This is a genomic window from Betaproteobacteria bacterium, from assembly GCA_016194905.1.
Lineage (GTDB): Bacteria > Pseudomonadota > Gammaproteobacteria > Burkholderiales > JACQAP01 > JACQAP01.
This window is the reverse complement of record JACQAP010000019.1, coordinates 359,806-375,760: the sequence shown is the minus strand read 5'-3', so window position 1 is coordinate 375,760 and position 15,955 is coordinate 359,806. Positions and strand designations below refer to the sequence as shown.

The 15,955-nt window shown below is 61.9% G+C and carries 15 protein-coding genes; 3 read left to right on the top strand and 12 right to left on the bottom strand.

Translation table 11 applies throughout. The annotated features are described in order from the left end of the window. Nucleotides 1-7: 7 nt before the first annotated feature. The 3 genes from HY067_13175 to HY067_13165 all read left to right on the top strand — a co-directional run bounded on the left by HY067_13175 (nt 8) and on the right by HY067_13165 (nt 3,221). Nucleotides 8-1,339, top strand: a complete 1,332-nt coding sequence (locus tag HY067_13175; GenBank protein ID MBI3528907.1) for an amidohydrolase — start codon at nt 8-10, stop codon at nt 1,337-1,339. Between the two features lie 80 nt (nt 1,340-1,419). Further along, on the top strand, nt 1,420-1,707 hold the full coding sequence (locus HY067_13170) for a hypothetical protein (protein MBI3528906.1): 288 nt from the start codon (nt 1,420-1,422) through the stop codon (nt 1,705-1,707). Between the two features lie 89 nt (nt 1,708-1,796). Beyond that, a complete protein-coding gene (locus tag HY067_13165; protein ID MBI3528905.1) occupies nt 1,797-3,221 on the top strand; it encodes a c-type cytochrome in 1,425 nt (474 codons plus the stop codon). Nucleotides 3,222-3,281: 60 nt separating this feature from the next. Here HY067_13165 and HY067_13160 read toward each other — a convergent pair whose 3' ends face one another. The 12 genes from HY067_13160 to HY067_13105 form a co-directional block, all read right to left on the bottom strand. After that, nucleotides 3,282-4,463: a CoA transferase gene (locus tag HY067_13160; GenBank protein ID MBI3528904.1), complete on the bottom strand. Its 1,182-nt coding sequence runs from the start codon at nt 4,461-4,463 to the stop codon at nt 3,282-3,284. 6 nt (nt 4,464-4,469) lie between these two features. Beyond that, nucleotides 4,470-5,003 (bottom strand): DUF2889 domain-containing protein, encoded by a 534-nt coding sequence (locus HY067_13155; protein ID MBI3528903.1) that lies wholly within the window; start codon nt 5,001-5,003, stop codon nt 4,470-4,472. A gap of 35 nt (nt 5,004-5,038) precedes the next feature. After that, on the bottom strand, nt 5,039-5,230 hold the full coding sequence (locus HY067_13150; protein MBI3528902.1) for a DUF1289 domain-containing protein: 192 nt from the start codon (nt 5,228-5,230) through the stop codon (nt 5,039-5,041). Next, on the bottom strand, nt 5,227-6,144 hold the full coding sequence (locus tag HY067_13145) for a hydroxymethylglutaryl-CoA lyase (protein MBI3528901.1): 918 nt from the start codon (nt 6,142-6,144) through the stop codon (nt 5,227-5,229). The genes HY067_13150 and HY067_13145 overlap by 4 nt, the downstream gene beginning before the upstream one ends. Further along, nucleotides 6,141-8,165 carry an acetyl/propionyl/methylcrotonyl-CoA carboxylase subunit alpha gene (locus tag HY067_13140; GenBank protein ID MBI3528900.1) on the bottom strand — a complete coding sequence of 675 codons (2,025 nt, stop codon included), beginning with the start codon at nt 8,163-8,165 and terminating at the stop codon, nt 6,141-6,143. Before HY067_13140 ends, HY067_13145 begins: the two co-directional genes overlap by 4 nt. A gap of 205 nt (nt 8,166-8,370) precedes the next feature. Next, nucleotides 8,371-9,153, bottom strand: a complete 783-nt coding sequence (locus HY067_13135) for an enoyl-CoA hydratase/isomerase family protein (GenBank protein ID MBI3528899.1) — start codon at nt 9,151-9,153, stop codon at nt 8,371-8,373. 257 nt (nt 9,154-9,410) lie between these two features. Continuing rightward, a complete protein-coding gene (locus HY067_13130; GenBank protein MBI3528898.1) occupies nt 9,411-10,562 on the bottom strand; it encodes an acyl-CoA dehydrogenase family protein in 1,152 nt (383 codons plus the stop codon). 30 nt (nt 10,563-10,592) lie between these two features. After that, complete coding sequence (locus tag HY067_13125; protein ID MBI3528897.1) at nt 10,593-12,200, bottom strand: methylcrotonoyl-CoA carboxylase; 1,608 nt, start codon at nt 12,198-12,200, stop codon at nt 10,593-10,595. Between the two features lie 6 nt (nt 12,201-12,206). Further along, nucleotides 12,207-12,842 (bottom strand): glutathione S-transferase family protein, encoded by a 636-nt coding sequence (locus HY067_13120; GenBank protein ID MBI3528896.1) that lies wholly within the window; start codon nt 12,840-12,842, stop codon nt 12,207-12,209. Between the two features lie 4 nt (nt 12,843-12,846). Further along, nucleotides 12,847-13,449 carry a 2-hydroxychromene-2-carboxylate isomerase gene (locus HY067_13115; GenBank protein MBI3528895.1) on the bottom strand — a complete coding sequence of 201 codons (603 nt, stop codon included), beginning with the start codon at nt 13,447-13,449 and terminating at the stop codon, nt 12,847-12,849. Between the two features lie 198 nt (nt 13,450-13,647). Continuing rightward, on the bottom strand, nt 13,648-14,559 hold the full coding sequence (locus HY067_13110) for an NAD(P)-dependent oxidoreductase (protein ID MBI3528894.1): 912 nt from the start codon (nt 14,557-14,559) through the stop codon (nt 13,648-13,650). Nucleotides 14,560-14,769: 210 nt separating this feature from the next. Then, nucleotides 14,770-15,954 carry an acetyl-CoA C-acetyltransferase gene (locus HY067_13105; GenBank protein MBI3528893.1) on the bottom strand — a complete coding sequence of 395 codons (1,185 nt, stop codon included), beginning with the start codon at nt 15,952-15,954 and terminating at the stop codon, nt 14,770-14,772. Nucleotide 15,955: the final 1 nt, after the last annotated feature.

The window sequence follows — 15,955 nt, the reverse complement described above, 5'->3', positions numbered from 1 at the left end:
AACAGCAATGGAGTTCAATATCCTGCAGCACTTCAAGGGCCTTGAGGAGCTACCCAAGGACCCGTTCAACGGTAACGAAGTCGGCACCTCATTGTTCCTTACCGGGGGCATGGGTCCGAAGATCTCCCAGAAGATGGACGGCTACGCCAAGAAGGCGGGCGTATCGCGACGCAATTTCATCACGTCTTCCCTGGGTTTCTCGGCGGCGATGCTCGCTGCCAACGAAGTCACGGGAATGAAGTTCTTCGAAGTCGGCGAGGCCGAAGCTGCCGATGTCGGCGCCAAGAGCGAAGCCATCCAGGTCGCGCGCGCCAGCACCGACTTCATCGTCGACGTTCACACGCACGTCTGTACCCGCCCGGGCCACTATCAACTCGGCGTCAACACCACCGAGCGCGGCATGTGGTTCGTGCAGTTGCTCGACGACCTCGGCAAGGCCTTCGGCCTGCCCAACGGCACGCGCGACATGAACGTGGAGAACTACGGCAAGCTGATCCTGCAGGAAAGCGACACCACGGTCGGCATCTTCAACCCATTCGGCTTCCGCGAGCATTACGGCGGGCAGGACATGATCCCGATGGAGTACCAGGTCGGGGTGCGCAACAACTGGCCGAAGTCCACCCTGATGCTGGCCGGCGGGCTGACGCCGAAACAGGGCCTGAGCGTGACGCTGGATCGTCTGACGCAGTACGTCGAGCAGTACAAGATCTCGGGCCTGAAGCTCTACACCTTCGACGCGACCGCCAAGAAGGGCTGGTGGTTCGACGACGAGAAGCTCGCGTACCCGATCTGGGAGAAGTGCCGCAAGCTGGGCATCAAGAACGTCGGCTGCCACAAGGGCATCCCGTTCGGCCAGTTTTACGCACGCTATGCGCACGCGGAGGACTTCGACGCCGTGGCGGATGACTTCCTCGATCTGAACTTCATCGCCTATCACTCGGCCTGGCCATATCACAATGAACTGGCCGCGCTGAAGACCTTCAAGCCGCAGCGCAAGAACCTGTACTGCGAAGTCGGCTCGACGTTCGCCGCCACCGTGACCAGCCGGCCGCTGGAATGTGCGCATGTCCTCGGCACCCTGTTGCGCGATCTCGGTCCGGACTACGTGCTGTGGGGAACCGACTCACTGTTGTGGGGCAATCCGCAATGGCAGATCGAGGCGTTCCGCAAATTCCAGATCCCCGACCAACTGGTCGAGGGCCACGGTTATCCGAAGATCACCGACGAAATCCGTCGCAAAGTCTTCGGCGAGAATGCAGCTCGCATCTGGAACATCAATAAGCAGGCGGCGATGCAGGCGAAAGTCGAGATCCTGGCAAACAAGACCAAGCTGGCCTGATTTCCGGATCTGTCGTCGATGGGGCCGATTCCATCCGGGATCGGCCCCTTTCAGTTTAGGTAAAAGGGCGGGAGAACAAAGTGCCAACCTATGAGTACGCCTGCGACCCCTGTCGCATCATCTACCAGACCCGCCATGGTATTAACGATCCGCGTCCCGAGCGATGCCCCAACTGCGATGGTGCGCTGCGCAAGGTGTTGTCGGCACCCAGCTTGAACCTCCGCGGTCACTCCAGTCCAACCGCAGCGAAGTATGCCAACCTGTCGGTCAGCGACGAGATCGCGAAGGAAAAGGATCTGCAGAGGATCTATCAGACGGTTTGGCTTCCGCCCGAGGTCAAGCACAGCCCGTGGGACCACGATCACTGACGGTGCCCGTTGCGAGGCACGGCCGTACAACTTCAGCCCCGCGCGAGTGCACCGTGCTTTTTGAACCTTCCCCAACTCGTCGATCCGGAATGCCGCCGATCAACGCATCAAGTCTGGCCGTGTCGGCCAGTCTCGCCTGCATCGCATTGCTGGCGAGCGGCAATACCGATTTCCTCGAACCCGCTGCGCTTTCCGCAGGAAGTTTTACCACAGCCGAATCGGGTGCGAACGCCTTTTCGATACCTGTCGCCATGCTCGACAAAGAGCAGGCCGAGCAGTTCATCAAGGGCAAAGAGCAATTCAATGAGGCCTGGGTTCTCGCGCCGAATCCCGGGGGGGTCTGGGGTCTGGGTCCTACGTTCAACGAAGATCGCTGCGCGCACTGCCATGAGAACAATGGACGTGCCAGAGCGCCGGAGAACGGGGAGGAAGCCGTCCGCGGAATGCTGGTGCGCCTGAGCATTCCAGGGGAGACCAGGGAAGGAGGACCGAATCCGCATCCCGCCTACGGGGATCAGCTGCAAAACCGGGGCATCCCGGGTCGCGTCCCCGCCGAAGGCCAGGCGGTCATTACCTATCAGGCGCGCGAAGTGAGCTTGGCGGATGGAGAAAAGATGGTCTTGCGTGTCCCGAAGATTCAGTTCATGGCACTTCAATTCGGCGAGCTCGGCAAGGACATCATGATTTCACCGCGCATTGCGCCGGCCATGGTCGGGCTCGGATTACTGGAAGCCGTACCCGAGGAAACAATACTTGCCATCGCCGGAAAACAGGAAAAGCTCGGCGGGGGCGGCAGACCTAACTACGTATGGGACTACGAAAACGGCAAGACCGTGCTCGGCCGCTTCGGCTGGAAAGCAAATCAACCCAACCTGCGTCAGCAAACGGCGTCCGCGTTTCTCGGCGACATCGGCGCGACGTCCCAATTCTTTCCGGAGGAGAACTGTCCGAGCGTGCAGGTTCAGTGCCTGGACGTGCCGTCGGCAAGCAAATGTGGCGGCCAGGGCGGATGTACCGGAAATTACCGGCCCGAGGTCGTCCCGAGCCGTCTCAACAACATTACCTTTTACCTTCAGGCGCTGGCAGTGCCCGCCCGGCGAAACGTGGACGATGCCGAGGTGAAGCGGGGCGAAGGCCTCTTTGCAGAAGCCAATTGCGGCGCCTGCCACATGCCCCAGCTCCAAACCGGCAGCAAAGCCGCAATGGCGGCTGCAGCGAATCTGGTGATTCATCCGTACACCGATTTGTTGTTGCACGACATGGGCGAAGAGTTGGCCGATGGCCGGCCGGATTTCCGGGCCAGCGGTCGCGAATGGCGCACCCCGCCGCTGTGGGGCATCGGCCTGATTCGGACAGTAAGCGGACATGACAACCTGCTGCACGATGGCCGGGCCCGCGACGTGATCGAAGCAATCATGTGGCACGGCGGCGAAGCGGACAAGTCGCGCGAATCGTTCAGGAACATGCCGAAGGCAGATCGCGCAGCGCTGGTGAAGTTCCTGGAATCGCTGTAGCGACCCGGCCACCCATTCGCGACGGCGTGACAGCGCGCCACCACCCGGATACTGGACCCGTCAGATGACGCCTGTCGCGCGCAGTCCGTCGATCTCGGCACCGGTGTAACCGGCCTCCCGGAGGATCTCGTCGGTATGCTCACCCGCCTTGGGCGCCACGCGCTCGGCGGTGAACTCGTACTCGCTCATCTTCAGCGGCGGGGCAAACTGCAGCGTTCCGCCGTCGCGCATCACCATCCCGCGCGCAAGGATCTGCGGATCCTGGAAACTCTCTTCCAGCGTCAACACCGGACTCACGCAGCAATCCTCGCCGGCGAATTTTTCAATCCAGAAGGCCTGCGGCTTTGAGGCGAAGATCGCGCTGGTTTGTTCCTTGCCCCACTGCGCATCCCTGGCACCAGCTTCGGCGCGGATTTCCCAGTGACAAGCCTTGAGGTCCGGCCGCTGCAGCACGTCACACACGCGCTCCCAGAATTTACGCTCGATCGCGCCCACCGCCATATGGCGACCGTCGGCTGTGCGATAGACCGAATAGCACGGCTCGCGCCCTGAGAGGAAATCCGCGCCGCGCGGATGCGTCTTTCCGGTCGACGCAACCGCGGCCAGCGCCTGCAGATTGTGTGCGAGCACGCCTTCGGTCATGGCGACATCGACGTAACGGCCCTTGCCGCTGCGCTGCGCATCGAGCAGCGCGGCGAGAATGCCCATCGCCGGCACCACCGCGCCGCCGAGAATGTCGGCAATCTGGATGTTGGGGATCACCGGATCGCCCTGCTCGCTGCCGACCTGGTCGATGAATCCGGCGTAACTGCAATAGTTGACGTCGTGCCCGGCGCGATCGCGGTACGGTCCGGTCTGACCATAACCGGAAATTGCGCAATAGACGATGCGTGGATTGATCTGGCAACAGGCGGCATAACCCACACCCAGACGGTCGACGACACCGGGACGGAAGCCTTCGACCACGGCATCGGCGTCGCGCACCAGCCTCAGGAATACTTCCACACCCTCGTGTTTTTTCAGATCGAGCCGCAGTGCACGCTTGTTGCGGTTGATCGCGGCGAACACCGGCGCGGTTTTCCCCGGCTCGGCGCCGAGTGTGCGCGCGTAGTCGCCCGCCACCGTATCTTCGATCTTGATTACATCGGCGCCCAGGTCCGCGAGATGCAGCGTGCAAACCGGCCCGGGCAGAAGCCGGGTCAGATCGAGAACGCGAATGCCGGACAGCGGTTTGGGGCGCATCGGTCCTCAGCCGGGCGTCGTTTTTTTTGGGCGGGTATAAAACTCCGGAAAACGCTTCGCGACCACCGGGCTGTCCGACGCCCAGGCATGGCAGGAATCCAGCAGGCCCGGACGCTTACGGTTGCCCTGCTCGCGCTCGCGTCGCGAACGCAGCGGATAGATCGTCTGGAACGCGGTCGTCGCCATCGGACCGAGCAGCTCCAGCAGGTGAGTGCAGCCCTTGGTACCGCCCAGCAGTTCGCGCGTCTTCTGCGTCCAGCCGGCCTTGATCGCCAGTCCTTTCAGCGCCTGGAAGTTCGGCGTGATATCGCCGCACATGTTGTACGGCCCCCAAACCGTGCGGGCTTCCACGTCGACGACATTCAGTTCGTCATCCACGGTGAGCCGCAGCCACATCTCGTGCAGCGGTTGTCCGGCCGGCGTCGGGCCGCGATCGAGGTCCTTGAGATCGTAGCTCTTGGTATCGACCAGGTGTCCTTCGATATCCCAGAGGCCGTCGTCGCGGCGGTAGCCGATACATTCGACCTGGCGATGATGCATGAGCTTGCGTGGAGCGGGTGCGGTCAATCCGGTATTCAACGTGAAGTCCCAGTGCGTCGGCGCTCTTCGAGACTGTCGAGTACCGCAAGTTTTTCGGCTGCGGAAAGGTCGAGCCAGCCCGCGATTTCGTCCAGGGTGCGCATGCAGCCGCGACACAGCCCGCTGTACGGATTCATCTGGCAGACGTTTACGCAGGGAGAAGGTACATCCTTGAATGCAGTGTTCACGCGGCGGCCTTGTCGCGTTTCGCCGCCAACGCGCGGCCGGCGCGGGACACCGTCGGCCGGCCGAGGTGACCACAAATGAACTGTGCTGCGTCGAGCAATAGATTCATGTCAATGCCGGTTTCGATGCCGAGCCCGTTGAGCATATAGAGCACGTCTTCGGTGGCGACGTTGCCGGTCGCGCCCTTCGCGTAGGGGCAACCGCCGAGCCCGGCAACCGAACTGTCGAATGTGGCCACGCCCGACTCCATCACGGCCAGGATGTTGGCGAGGGCCTGGCCGTAAGTATCGTGGAAATGGCCGGCCAGCATCCCTACGGGAATCTTCTTCGTTAGTGTTTCCATCAGGCGCAGGGCACGCGCAGGCGTGCCGGTGCCGATGGTGTCGCCGAGAGAAATCTCGTAACAGCCCATGTCGAAGAGCTGCTGCGCAACGTCGGCCACCGCCTCCGGTTTTACCTCGCCTTCGTAGGGACAGCCGAGCACGACCGAGATGTAACCGCGCACGCGAAGGCCGGTACTGAGCGCCGCCTTGCATACCTCCGCCTGACGCTGCATGGATTCCGCGATCGTGCAGTTCGTGTTGCGTTTTGAAAAAGCCTCGGTGGCCGCAGCGAACCCTGCCACTTCGGCGGCACCGGCGGCAATCGCCGCCTCCAGTCCTTTCATGTTCGGCACCAGCACCGGATAGGCCACCCCCGGCTTGCGCCGGATACGTGCCATGACGTCGGCGGAGTCGGCCATCTGCGGCACCCATTTCGGCGATACGAAGCTGCCGGCCTCGACCGATTGCAATCCGGCGTCCGACAGCCGATCGACCAGCTCGACTTTGACTTCGGTCGGCACCGAGCCCGGTTCGTTCTGCAGACCGTCGCGCGGGCTGACGTCGACAATCTTTACGCGTGCTGGATATTTCATGCTTTGACGGCTTCCTCCGGTTCGAACTCGAGCAGTTGCGCACCTTCGGCCACCTGCTCTCCTTTGGAAAAGTATATCTGCCCGACCGTGCCGCGCTTCGGCGCGCTGATCGTGTGTTCCATTTTCATGGCTTCGATAATCATGAGCGCCTGTCCTTTGGCCACAATCTCGCCGCTGTCGACGAGCACCTGGATCACGCTGCCCGGCAGGGGCGAAACCAGCCGGCCCGAGGGATCTTCCTCTTCAATGGTGACAGGCTTGTCGAACTCCAGCCGGTAACTACCGCCGCCGGCGAATACCGTCAGCTCACCGGCGCGGCGCGCGACCGTGGCGCGGCTGCGCTTGCCATCGAGTGCCACGCCGATCGTACCGTCGCCGGCGTGGCTCGCCGACGCCGTCATGCTCCCGCCATCAGGCAACTCCAACAGATAGCCTCCGCCGCGATAGTGCGCCACGATCTGTTTGCGCTTTCCCGCATCCAGAAATACGAAAACGTGGTGATTGTCTTCGTTCAGGCGCCAGCCGTGACGCAAATGCCACGGCGAATAAGGATCGCCCGAACGGGCCGCGGCCGACGCGGCTTCGCGATCCATGCGCAAGGACTCGCTTAATGCCGCGATTGCCAGGATCGCATCGGGCACAGGCGCCGGCTCGGGGAAAAGCGCCACCCGATTCCGCTCTATCAGGCCGGTGTCGAGCGATCCCGGATTGCTATCGGCATCGGCGAAAGCAGGATGTGCGGTGACCTTGGACAGGAAGGAAAGGTTGGTGACAATGCCCGCCACCTGGTACTCGCCCAGCGCGGCACGCAACCGCCTCAGCGCGGATGCACGATCCCGGTCCCAGGCAATCAGCTTGGCGATCATAGGATCATAGTGCACGCCGACTTCATCGCCTGCCTGCACGCCGCTGTCGATGCGCACGTGCGCATTCGGCTGCGGCTGGCGCAGATGCTCGACGCAGCCGGCGGCCGGAAGAAAGCCACGCGCCGGATCTTCGGCATAGATGCGCGCCTCGATCGCGTGACCGCTGATCGAGAGTTGTTCCTGGGCCAGCGGCAACGCCTCGCCTGAGGCGACACGCAACTGCCATTCGACTAGATCGAGGCCGGTGATCATCTCGGTGACCGGATGCTCGACCTGCAGCCGGGTGTTCATTTCCATGAAATAGAAGCGGCCGCCCTGCTCGGCGATGAATTCCACGGTTCCCGCGCCGACATAGCCCACCGCTTTCGCCGCCGCGACCGCAGCGTCGCCCATTTGCTTGCGGCGTTCTTCGTTCATGCCCGGCGCCGGCGCTTCCTCGAGAATCTTCTGGTGGCGACGTTGCACGGAACAGTCTCGTTCGAACAAGTGCAGGCAGGCACCGTGCATGTCGGCAAACACCTGCATCTCGATATGCCGCGGACGCGCGAGATATTTTTCGATCAGCACCCGGTCATCGCCGAAAGACGAGGCAGCCTCCCGCTTCGCCGAAGCCAGCGCCTCGGCGAACTCGGCTGCCTGATTCACCACGCGCATGCCTTTGCCGCCACCGCCGGCGGAGGCCTTGATCAGCACCGGATAGCCGATGCGCCCGGCTTCTTTTGCGAGCGTTGCGGGCTCCTGCGCGTCGCCGTGATAGCCGGACACCAGCGGCACGCCGGCCTTCTCCATCAACGCCTTCGCGGCCGATTTCGAACCCATCGCTTCGATTGCGGTGGGCGGCGGCCCGATGAACACGACACCGGCCTGCTGGCAGGCGCGCGCAAAGTCCGCATTCTCGGACAAGAAGCCATAGCCCGGATGAATCGCCTGGGCGCCGCTTTTCTTCGCGACATCGAGTATGCGGTCGCCGCGCAGATAGGATTCGCGCGGGTGCGCAGGGCCGATCAGCCAGGCTTCATCGCAACTGGCGACATGCAAGGCCCGCGTGTCAGCCTCGGAATACACTGCCACCGTGCGGATGCCGAGCCGCTTGGCGGTGCGCGCGACACGGCAGGCAATCTCGCCTCTGTTGGCTATGAGTATCTTCTCAAACATCTGAAGTTCCAGAGCGAACCACGGAGAACACGGAGAAAGTCCAGGCCCCAGATCCTGCATTTGAACAACCGGGGAAGATTGCTTTGCCGACGGCCCCCGATTCGGTATTTCCTCCATGCCCTTAAGGCGCAGCACTTACGGCCGAAGCTGCCGTGTCCTAAAAGGGTACTCCACGCTTCGCGAGGGTATCCGTGGTGAAAGGTTTTCATTTCCAGTTCGGTTTGCGTTTCTCGAAGAAGGCGGCAAGGCCTTCCTGCCCTTCGCTCTCGACGCGTATGGCGGCTATGCGCCGCGCGGTTTCGGCCGACAGTGCATCGTCCATGGGTCGCCGACCCACATCCGCGATCAGTTTTTTGGCGGCAGCCAGTGCCTGCGGCCCGCCTTTGAGCAGTTGTCCGGCAATTTTCGCTACGGCTTCGTCGAGTGCGCCGCTGTCGACGACATCGTGCACGAGGCCGATACGCCTGGCTTCCACGGCGTCGAATCGCTCCGCAGTCAGGAAATAGCGTCGCGCCTCGCGCTCGCCGATCGCCGCGATGACATACGGACTGATGACCGACGGAATCAAGCCGAGACGGACTTCCGAGAGCGAGAAAACTGCTTCCGTGCCGGCGATCGCGATATCGCAGCAGGCTACCAGGCCGACGCCGCCGCCGAATGCTGCGCCCTGCACTCTCGCAACCGTCGGCTTTTTCACGCCATCGAGCGTACGCATCAGGCCCGCGAGCGCCATGGCGTCCCGAAGATTCTCCTCCTCGGAGTACTTCGCCATGCGCCGCATCCAGTTGAGGTCAGCTCCAGCGGAAAAGCTCTTGCCGTTGGCCGCGAGCACGATGACCCGGGCTTCCGGCAACTGGTCGAGACGGCGCAGTTCTGCGGTCAGCGCGGCGACGAGAGCATCGTCGAAGGCGTTATGCACATCGGGACGATTCATGCGTATCGTCGCAACGCCATCCCTGATATCGGTTTGCAACATTCCTTGATTCATCCCATAAAAAACATTTCACCACGGATACCCTCGCGAAGCGTGGAGTACCCTTTTAGGACACGGAGGAAAAACAAAACGACGAAAAGCCGATCGGCGTTAAAAGGAAGGTGCCTGTTCGCAACCTGCGCCGCCAACTTTTGCCGCGAGGGATCATCATCAGTGAATACAGTGTAACCCGTGCATTTTTTTGCTCTTGCCTCTCCTCCGTGTCCTCCGTGGTTCATCGCAGTTTTTAGGTTCATGGGTCTTCGGTCTCGTCAGTCCGGCGCAAAACGCTTGGCCACTTCTTCGAGCATGACTTCGGTGGCACCGCCGCCGATCGCCAGCACGCGCGCGTCGCGCGCCTGCCGCTCGATGGCCGATTCGCGCATGTAGCCCATGCCGCCGTGGAATTGCTGGCAGGTGTAAACCACCTCGTTCGCCAGTTCCCCGGTCAGTGCCTTCAGCATCGAGACTTCACGTACGCATTCGCGCTCCTGCGCAGCGAGCCAGCCGCAGTGATAGAGAAACTGCCGCGCTGCGTGGGTCTTTGCTTCGAGCATGGCCAGGCGCTGGCGTATGACCTGTTTGTCGAACAACACGCTGCCGAAGGCCTTACGGCTCTTCACATATTCGATCGTCAGCCGCAGCGACGTCAAAGCATTGCCGACCGCCATTGCCGCGGCCGCAATGCGCTCCCGCTGAAAATTCTTCATCACCGCATAGAATCCCGCGTTCTCTTCGCCCAGCAGATTCTCCTCGGGCACGCGGCAGTCTTCGAAGACCAACTCCGCGGTGTCAGAACACAGCCAGCCGGTCTTGTTGAGCGCTCGGCCAACGCGAAAGCCGGAGGTGCCTTTCTCGACGATGAACATGGAAATGCCGCGGGAACCCTTTGCGTCCGGGCCGGTGCGCGCCGCAACGAAATACAGATCGGCGTGCACGCCGTTGGTGATGAACATCTTGGCGCCGTTCAATACCCAGTCAGTCCCATCGCGCCGGGCACGGGTGCGAATGCCGGCAACGTCGGATCCGGCATCCGGTTCGGTCACCGCAACCGCGGTAATCCGTTCGCCGCGAATGATCGCAGGCAGATACTTTTCCAGTTGCGCCCGGGACCCGGCGTTCACCAGATGCGGCGAGGCCATGTCTGAGTGCACCAGTGCCGTGACGATGAATCCGCCGAAAGTACTGCGCGACAGTGCTTCGGCGAACACCAGCGAGGTCAGCGCATCGGCTTCCGAACCGCCGTATTCGGCGGGGTAAGTAATGCCGAAAAAACCCAGCTCGCCCATCTTGCGCAAGACTTCGCGCGGGACATAGCCCTGTTCTTCCCATGTCGTGCCATGCGGTTCGACTTCCTTGGCGATGAAGCGCGCAACCTGCTCGCGCAGCGCGACATGCTCTTCGGTGAGATAGATCGATTCCATGTTCCGTTATGCGGCGCGTGCGTCCACAATCTACATCCGGAACACGCCGAAGCTGGTCTTTTCGATCGGCGCGTTGAGCGCCGCCGACAGGCCGAGACCGAGCACCATGCGGGTATCGGCCGGATCGATCACGCCATCGTCCCACAATCTGGCGCTGGCGTAGTAAGGATGGCCCTGGAGTTCGTACTGCGCGCGGATCGGCGCCTTGAAAGCCTCTTCGTCTTGGCTGCTCCAGGTCTTGCCGGCTTTTTCGAGGCCGTCGCGCCTGACCTGCGCAAGCACGCTCGCGGCCTGCTCGCCGCCCATCACCGAGATACGCGCGTTCGGCCACATCCACAGAAAGCGCGGCGAATAGGCGCGGCCGCACATGCCGTAGTTGCCCGCGCCGAAACTGCCGCCGATGATGACGGTGAACTTCGGCACGCGCGCGCAGGAAACGGCGGTTACCAGCTTGGCGCCGTCCTTGGCGATGCCGCCGGCCTCGACCTTCCTCCCGACCATGAAGCCGGTGATGTTCTGCAGGAACACCAGCGGGATGCCGCGCTGCGCGCACAGTTCGATGAAGTGCGCGCCTTTCAACGCGGATTCCGAGTACAGGATGCCGTTGTTGGCGACGATGCCGACCGGATAACCGCATAGGTGCGCGAAACCGCATACCAGCGTGGTGCCGTAGAGCGGCTTGAATTCGTCGAGTTCGCTGCCATCGACGACGCGCGCGATGACTTCGCGAACGTCGAAGGACTTGCGCGTGTCGGCGGGGACGATGCCGTGCAGTTCCGCCACGTCGTACAGCGGCTCGCGCGGTTGACGCAGGTCGAGCCGGACTTCCTTCCTGCGATTCAGATGGGAAACGATACGCCGCGTAAGCTCCAGCGCATGGGGATCGTCGTTCGCATAGTGATCGGCCACCCCCGACACGCGCGCATGCACGTCCGCACCTCCCAGCTCTTCCGCACTGACGATTTCGCCGGTGGCCGCTTTCACCAGCGGCGGACCGGCGAGGAAGATCGTGCCTTGGTTCCTGACGATGATCGACTCGTCGGCCATCGCCGGTACGTAGGCGCCGCCGGCGGTGCACGATCCCATCACGCAGGCGATCTGCGGGATGCCGAGTGCGGACATGTTGGCCTGGTTGTAGAAGATGCGGCCGAAATGATCACGGTCGGGAAAGACTTCGTCCCAGGTCGGCAGATTCGCGCCGCCGGAATCGACCAGATAGATGCATGGCAAATGGTTCTGCTGCGCAATCTCCTGCGCGCGCAGGTGCTTCTTCACGGTCATCGGGAAATACGTACCGCCCTTCACCGTCGCATCATTCGCAACCACGACGCACTCGCGCCCGGACACCCGTCCCACTCCGGTAACGATTCCCGCGGCCGGCACCTGGTTGTCGTACATGTTCCAGGCCGCCAGTTGCGACAATTCCAGGAAAGGTGAACCAACGTCCAGCAACCGGCGAACGCGTTCGCGCGGCAGCAGTTTGCCGCGGCCGACGTGTTTTTCGCGGGCGGCTTCGCCACCGCCCTTGCCGACGAGGCCGATCTTTTCGCGCAGATCGGACACCAGGGCCGACATCGCCTCCCGTCCGGCCTTGAATTCCGGTGAGCGCGGATTGAGTTTGGTCTGGATCGCGGTCATCGTGGATCAAGGTCGCTTTGGAAGGGGATGGCCCGGCAGGAGTTGATACGGATGTTTCCAGCGCGGCTCGGAGCGGATGCGTTGAAGCCAATCGCGGACGTTCGGATACTGATTCCAGTCCACACCGAGTTCGTCTTCGAAGAAGAGATAGGCGCAGCCGGAAATATCCGCGATCGAGAGCCGGTCTCCGACAAGGTAGCGCCGGCCGGACAGATGGGCCTCCAGGATCTTCCAGCTCGCTTCAGCGCGTTTGCGGAACTCCTCGACGACCACCGGATTCGGGTTCGGCATGAGTACGCGCAGGAAACGGTAAGTCGCCGTGTAACTGGTGAGCTTGTGGTTGTCCCAGAACAGCCAGCGCAGGATCTCGCGGCGCTCGTTGTTATCGTTCCAGCCGTATTTTCCGAACTGCTCGATCAGATAGTCGAGGATGACGCCGGACTGGGTCAGGTGTTGCCCCTTGTGCTCCAACACGGGAACTTCACCCATGACGTTGATCTGGCGGTATGCAGGCGTTCTGGTTTCGCCGTTGAAGAAATCGACGAAACGCGGAGTCCAGTCCGCCCCGACCAGTTCGAGGTACAGCGCCGGCTTGTAGGAATTCCCCGATTGCGCGAAACCGTAAAGCAGATACTCGGTCATCACCTCACCAGCCCCCGTTCTGCAGCCAGCGATCGACGTGTTCGAGACGATCGAAGCCCCAGAACGGTTCACCGTCAACGACGATGTAAGGCGAGCCGAACACGCCGCGCTGAATGGCGGCCTCGGTTTCGACCTTGAGTTTTTCCTTCATCACCGGATCGGCGATAACGTCGAGAACCTTCTGCCGGTCGAGACCGACGGACGCGGCGACCTCGGCCGTCGTTTCCGGACTGGAGATGTCGCGGTCGTCGACCATGTAGGCGCGATACAACGCAAGCGTGACCTCTTCCTGCCTAGCTGCGCCCTGCGATTCAAGCGAATAGATGACCCTGGCCGGCGACTGACCCGCGATCGGAAACTTGCTTGGCAGTTTGAACGGGACTTTGAACAGCCGCGCCGAGCGTTCCATGTCGCGGCGGCTGTAGTCGCCCTTCAGCGGCGCACTGGGCAGCGGCACGCCGCCGGTCACTTTGAACACCACGCCGAGCAGGATCGGTTTCCATTCGACGCTGCGGCCGTGTTTCGCCGCGAGGGCGGAGATCTTCGTCGCGGCCATGTAGCCGTAGGGCGAAGCGAAGTCGTAGTAGAACTGGACCGGATTGGCCATATCTCTTATCTATCCTCTGATCTGCCACTTACCGAAATCGAAACCGCAAATCTCAACACGAAGACACAAAGATCACGAAGAAAAGCTAAAACCTCATATTGTTTCTATTTACCTTACTTCGTGTACCCCTCGAGGGGTATTGTGAAGAATCCTTCGTGCCTTCGTGGTAAGCCCTTCGTTCTGTTTTCGTCTGTGTCCCTAAGATCTCGGTGGGAAAGTCGTATTGTTCAATTTCGCAACCGCCGGCACCAGCGATGCCACCAGATGCTCCGGTCCGCCGAAACCCAGATTCACGGCCTGGGTCAGCGTCTGCAGCGTGGCCGCCGCCATCGCGCCGGCGACGCCGAATTCCATTGCCATCTGGTTGTAGTAGCGCACGTCCTTGAGCGCGTTGGCGAGACCGAACTTCATGCCGCCGAAATCGCCTTCCACCGCCTTGCCCGCCAACATCTGGAAGATCCCGGAATTGGCCGCGCCGCTGGAAACCAGCGCGAAATACTTCTTCGGATCCACGCCGAGCTTGGCACAGGCGCTCAGCGCTTCGGCTATCAGCACCATCTGGCCGATCGCAGCGCAATTGTTGATCAGTTTGATCTTGTGGCCGGCGCCGACTTCACCGACGTGGAAAATGTTCTCGCAGAACGCCTTCAGCACCGGCTCGATTTCCCCGAAAGTCGCATCGTCCGCGCCGACCATGGTGTTCAGCCGGCCTTGTTCCGCTTCCACCGGGGTACGGGCCAGCGGCGCATCCGCGAAGCGCACGCTTTTCGCTTTGAGGTCCGCCGCGATCTTCAGCGTTGAACCGGGCTGGCTGGTCGAGGTGTCCACAACGATCTGGCCGGAAGCGGCAATGTCGAGAATGCCGCCCTTCCGATAAATCAGATCTTCCACCTGCGGCGATCCGGTCACGCACAGGAAGACGATCTCACTGACTTTGACCAGTTCCGCAACGTCCTTCGCTTCCTTCGCGCCGCGCTTGATCAAGTCCTCGACCGGCGCGCGATTCTTGTGGCCGAGCACGGTCATCGGGAAACCTTTCTCCACCAGGTTCTTCGCCATGCCGTGGCCCATCAGGCCGACGCCGATGAAGCCTATTTTTTTATTCGCCATTCCATCTCCTCTCCTGCTCAGATCAACACCCAACACGGAGGCACAGAGGGCACGGAGAACACAGAGAACTAAAAAGCAATGACGGAAAGAGATGACCGCAACTCACCCCTGGAGTCAAAGCTTCATTTCCCTTCCGTTTTTCTCTGTGTTCTCTAGCTTTTCTCTGTGCCTTAAGGTGAAACACTTACGGCTGAAGCCGCTGTGTTGGGTTTAAATTAGTTCAACAGCCATGGCAGTGGCTTCCCCGCCGCCTATGCACAGGCTCGCGACGCCGCGTTTCAAACCATTCTTCCTAAGCGCGCCGATCAGCGTGACCAGGATGCGCGCGCCGGACGCACCGATCGGGTGTCCCAGTGCGCAGGCCCCGCCGTGGATGTTCACTTTCTCGTGCGCCAGCTTGTGCTCCCGCATCGCGGCCATGGTCACCACCGCGAATGCTTCGTTGATCTCGTAGAGATCCACTTTGCGCGCCGTCCAGCCGGTCTTGTCGAACAGTTTCTGGATCGCGCCCACCGGCGCGGTCGTGAACAAACCCGGTTCCTGCGCGTGCGTCGAATGACCGACGACGGTCGCGAGCGGCTTCAAGCCCAGCTTGTCGGACGTCGAGCGCCGCATCATGACCATCGCCGCGGCACCGTCCGAGATCGAACTGGAATTCGCCGCAGTGACGGTGCCATCCTTGCGAAACGCGGGTTTGAGCAACGGAATCTTGTCGAAGTTGGCCTTGAACGGCTGTTCGTCGTGCTCGATGAAACGCTCGTCCTTGCCGGCCTTGATGGCCATCGGTACGGTTTCCCAGGCGAACGAACCGTCCTTGTTCGCTTTCTGCGCGCGCTCCAGCGAGGTAATCGCAAAACGGTCCTGCTCCTCGCGCGTGAAAGCGAACTTCGTCGCGCAGTCCTCGGCGAAGGTCCCCATCAGCCGTCCCTTGTCGTAGGCGTCCTCCAGTCCGTCGAGAAACATATGGTCGATCACCTGCTGGTGGCCCATCCGGTAGCCGGTGCGCGCCTTCGGCAACAGGTAAGGCGCGTTGCTCATGCTCTCCATGCCGCCTGCCACCATGATGTCGTTCGTGCCGGCGGCCAGCAGGTCATTGGCGAACATCGCGGCCTTCATACCTGATCCGCACATCTTGTTGACGGTCGTGCAGCCCGCGGACAGCGGCAGTCCGGCCCCGAGCGAGGCCTGGCGCGCCGGCGCCTGCCCTTGGCCCGCCGGCAGCACGCAGCCCATGATGACTTCCTGCACTTGCTCCGGCTTCATGCCGGCGCGCTCCAGCGCGGCACGGATGGCTGCGGCACCCAGTTGCTGCGCTGCGAAGTCCTTCAGTTCGCCCTGCATCGCGCCCATGGGGGTGCGCGCGACAGAAACGATGACGATCGGGTCGGTTGCCATG

Bases quoted from the DNA above. Each gene is read 5' to 3' on its own strand.
- HY067_13160 (MBI3528904.1), bottom strand. From the start codon at position 4,463: ATGCGCCCCAAACCGCTGTCCGGCATTCGCGTTCTCGATCTGACCCGG.
- HY067_13105 (MBI3528893.1), bottom strand. From the start codon at position 15,954: ATGGCAACCGACCCGATCGTCATCGTTTCTGTCGCGCGCACCCCCATG.
- HY067_13140 (MBI3528900.1), bottom strand. From the start codon at position 8,165: ATGTTTGAGAAGATACTCATAGCCAACAGAGGCGAGATTGCCTGCCGT.
- HY067_13120 (MBI3528896.1), bottom strand. From the start codon at position 12,842: ATGACCGAGTATCTGCTTTACGGTTTCGCGCAATCGGGGAATTCCTAC.
- HY067_13110 (MBI3528894.1), bottom strand. From the start codon at position 14,559: ATGGCGAATAAAAAAATAGGCTTCATCGGCGTCGGCCTGATGGGCCAC.
- HY067_13165 (MBI3528905.1), top strand. From the start codon at position 1,797: ATGCCGCCGATCAACGCATCAAGTCTGGCCGTGTCGGCCAGTCTCGCC.
- HY067_13125 (MBI3528897.1), bottom strand. From the start codon at position 12,200: ATGACCGCGATCCAGACCAAACTCAATCCGCGCTCACCGGAATTCAAG.
- HY067_13130 (MBI3528898.1), bottom strand. From the start codon at position 10,562: ATGGAATCGATCTATCTCACCGAAGAGCATGTCGCGCTGCGCGAGCAG.
- HY067_13175 (MBI3528907.1), top strand. From the start codon at position 8: ATGGAGTTCAATATCCTGCAGCACTTCAAGGGCCTTGAGGAGCTACCC.
- HY067_13145 (MBI3528901.1), bottom strand. From the start codon at position 6,144: ATGAAATATCCAGCACGCGTAAAGATTGTCGACGTCAGCCCGCGCGAC.
- HY067_13115 (MBI3528895.1), bottom strand. From the start codon at position 13,449: ATGGCCAATCCGGTCCAGTTCTACTACGACTTCGCTTCGCCCTACGGC.
- HY067_13135 (MBI3528899.1), bottom strand. From the start codon at position 9,153: ATGAATCAAGGAATGTTGCAAACCGATATCAGGGATGGCGTTGCGACG.
- HY067_13155 (MBI3528903.1), bottom strand. From the start codon at position 5,003: ATGCATCATCGCCAGGTCGAATGTATCGGCTACCGCCGCGACGACGGC.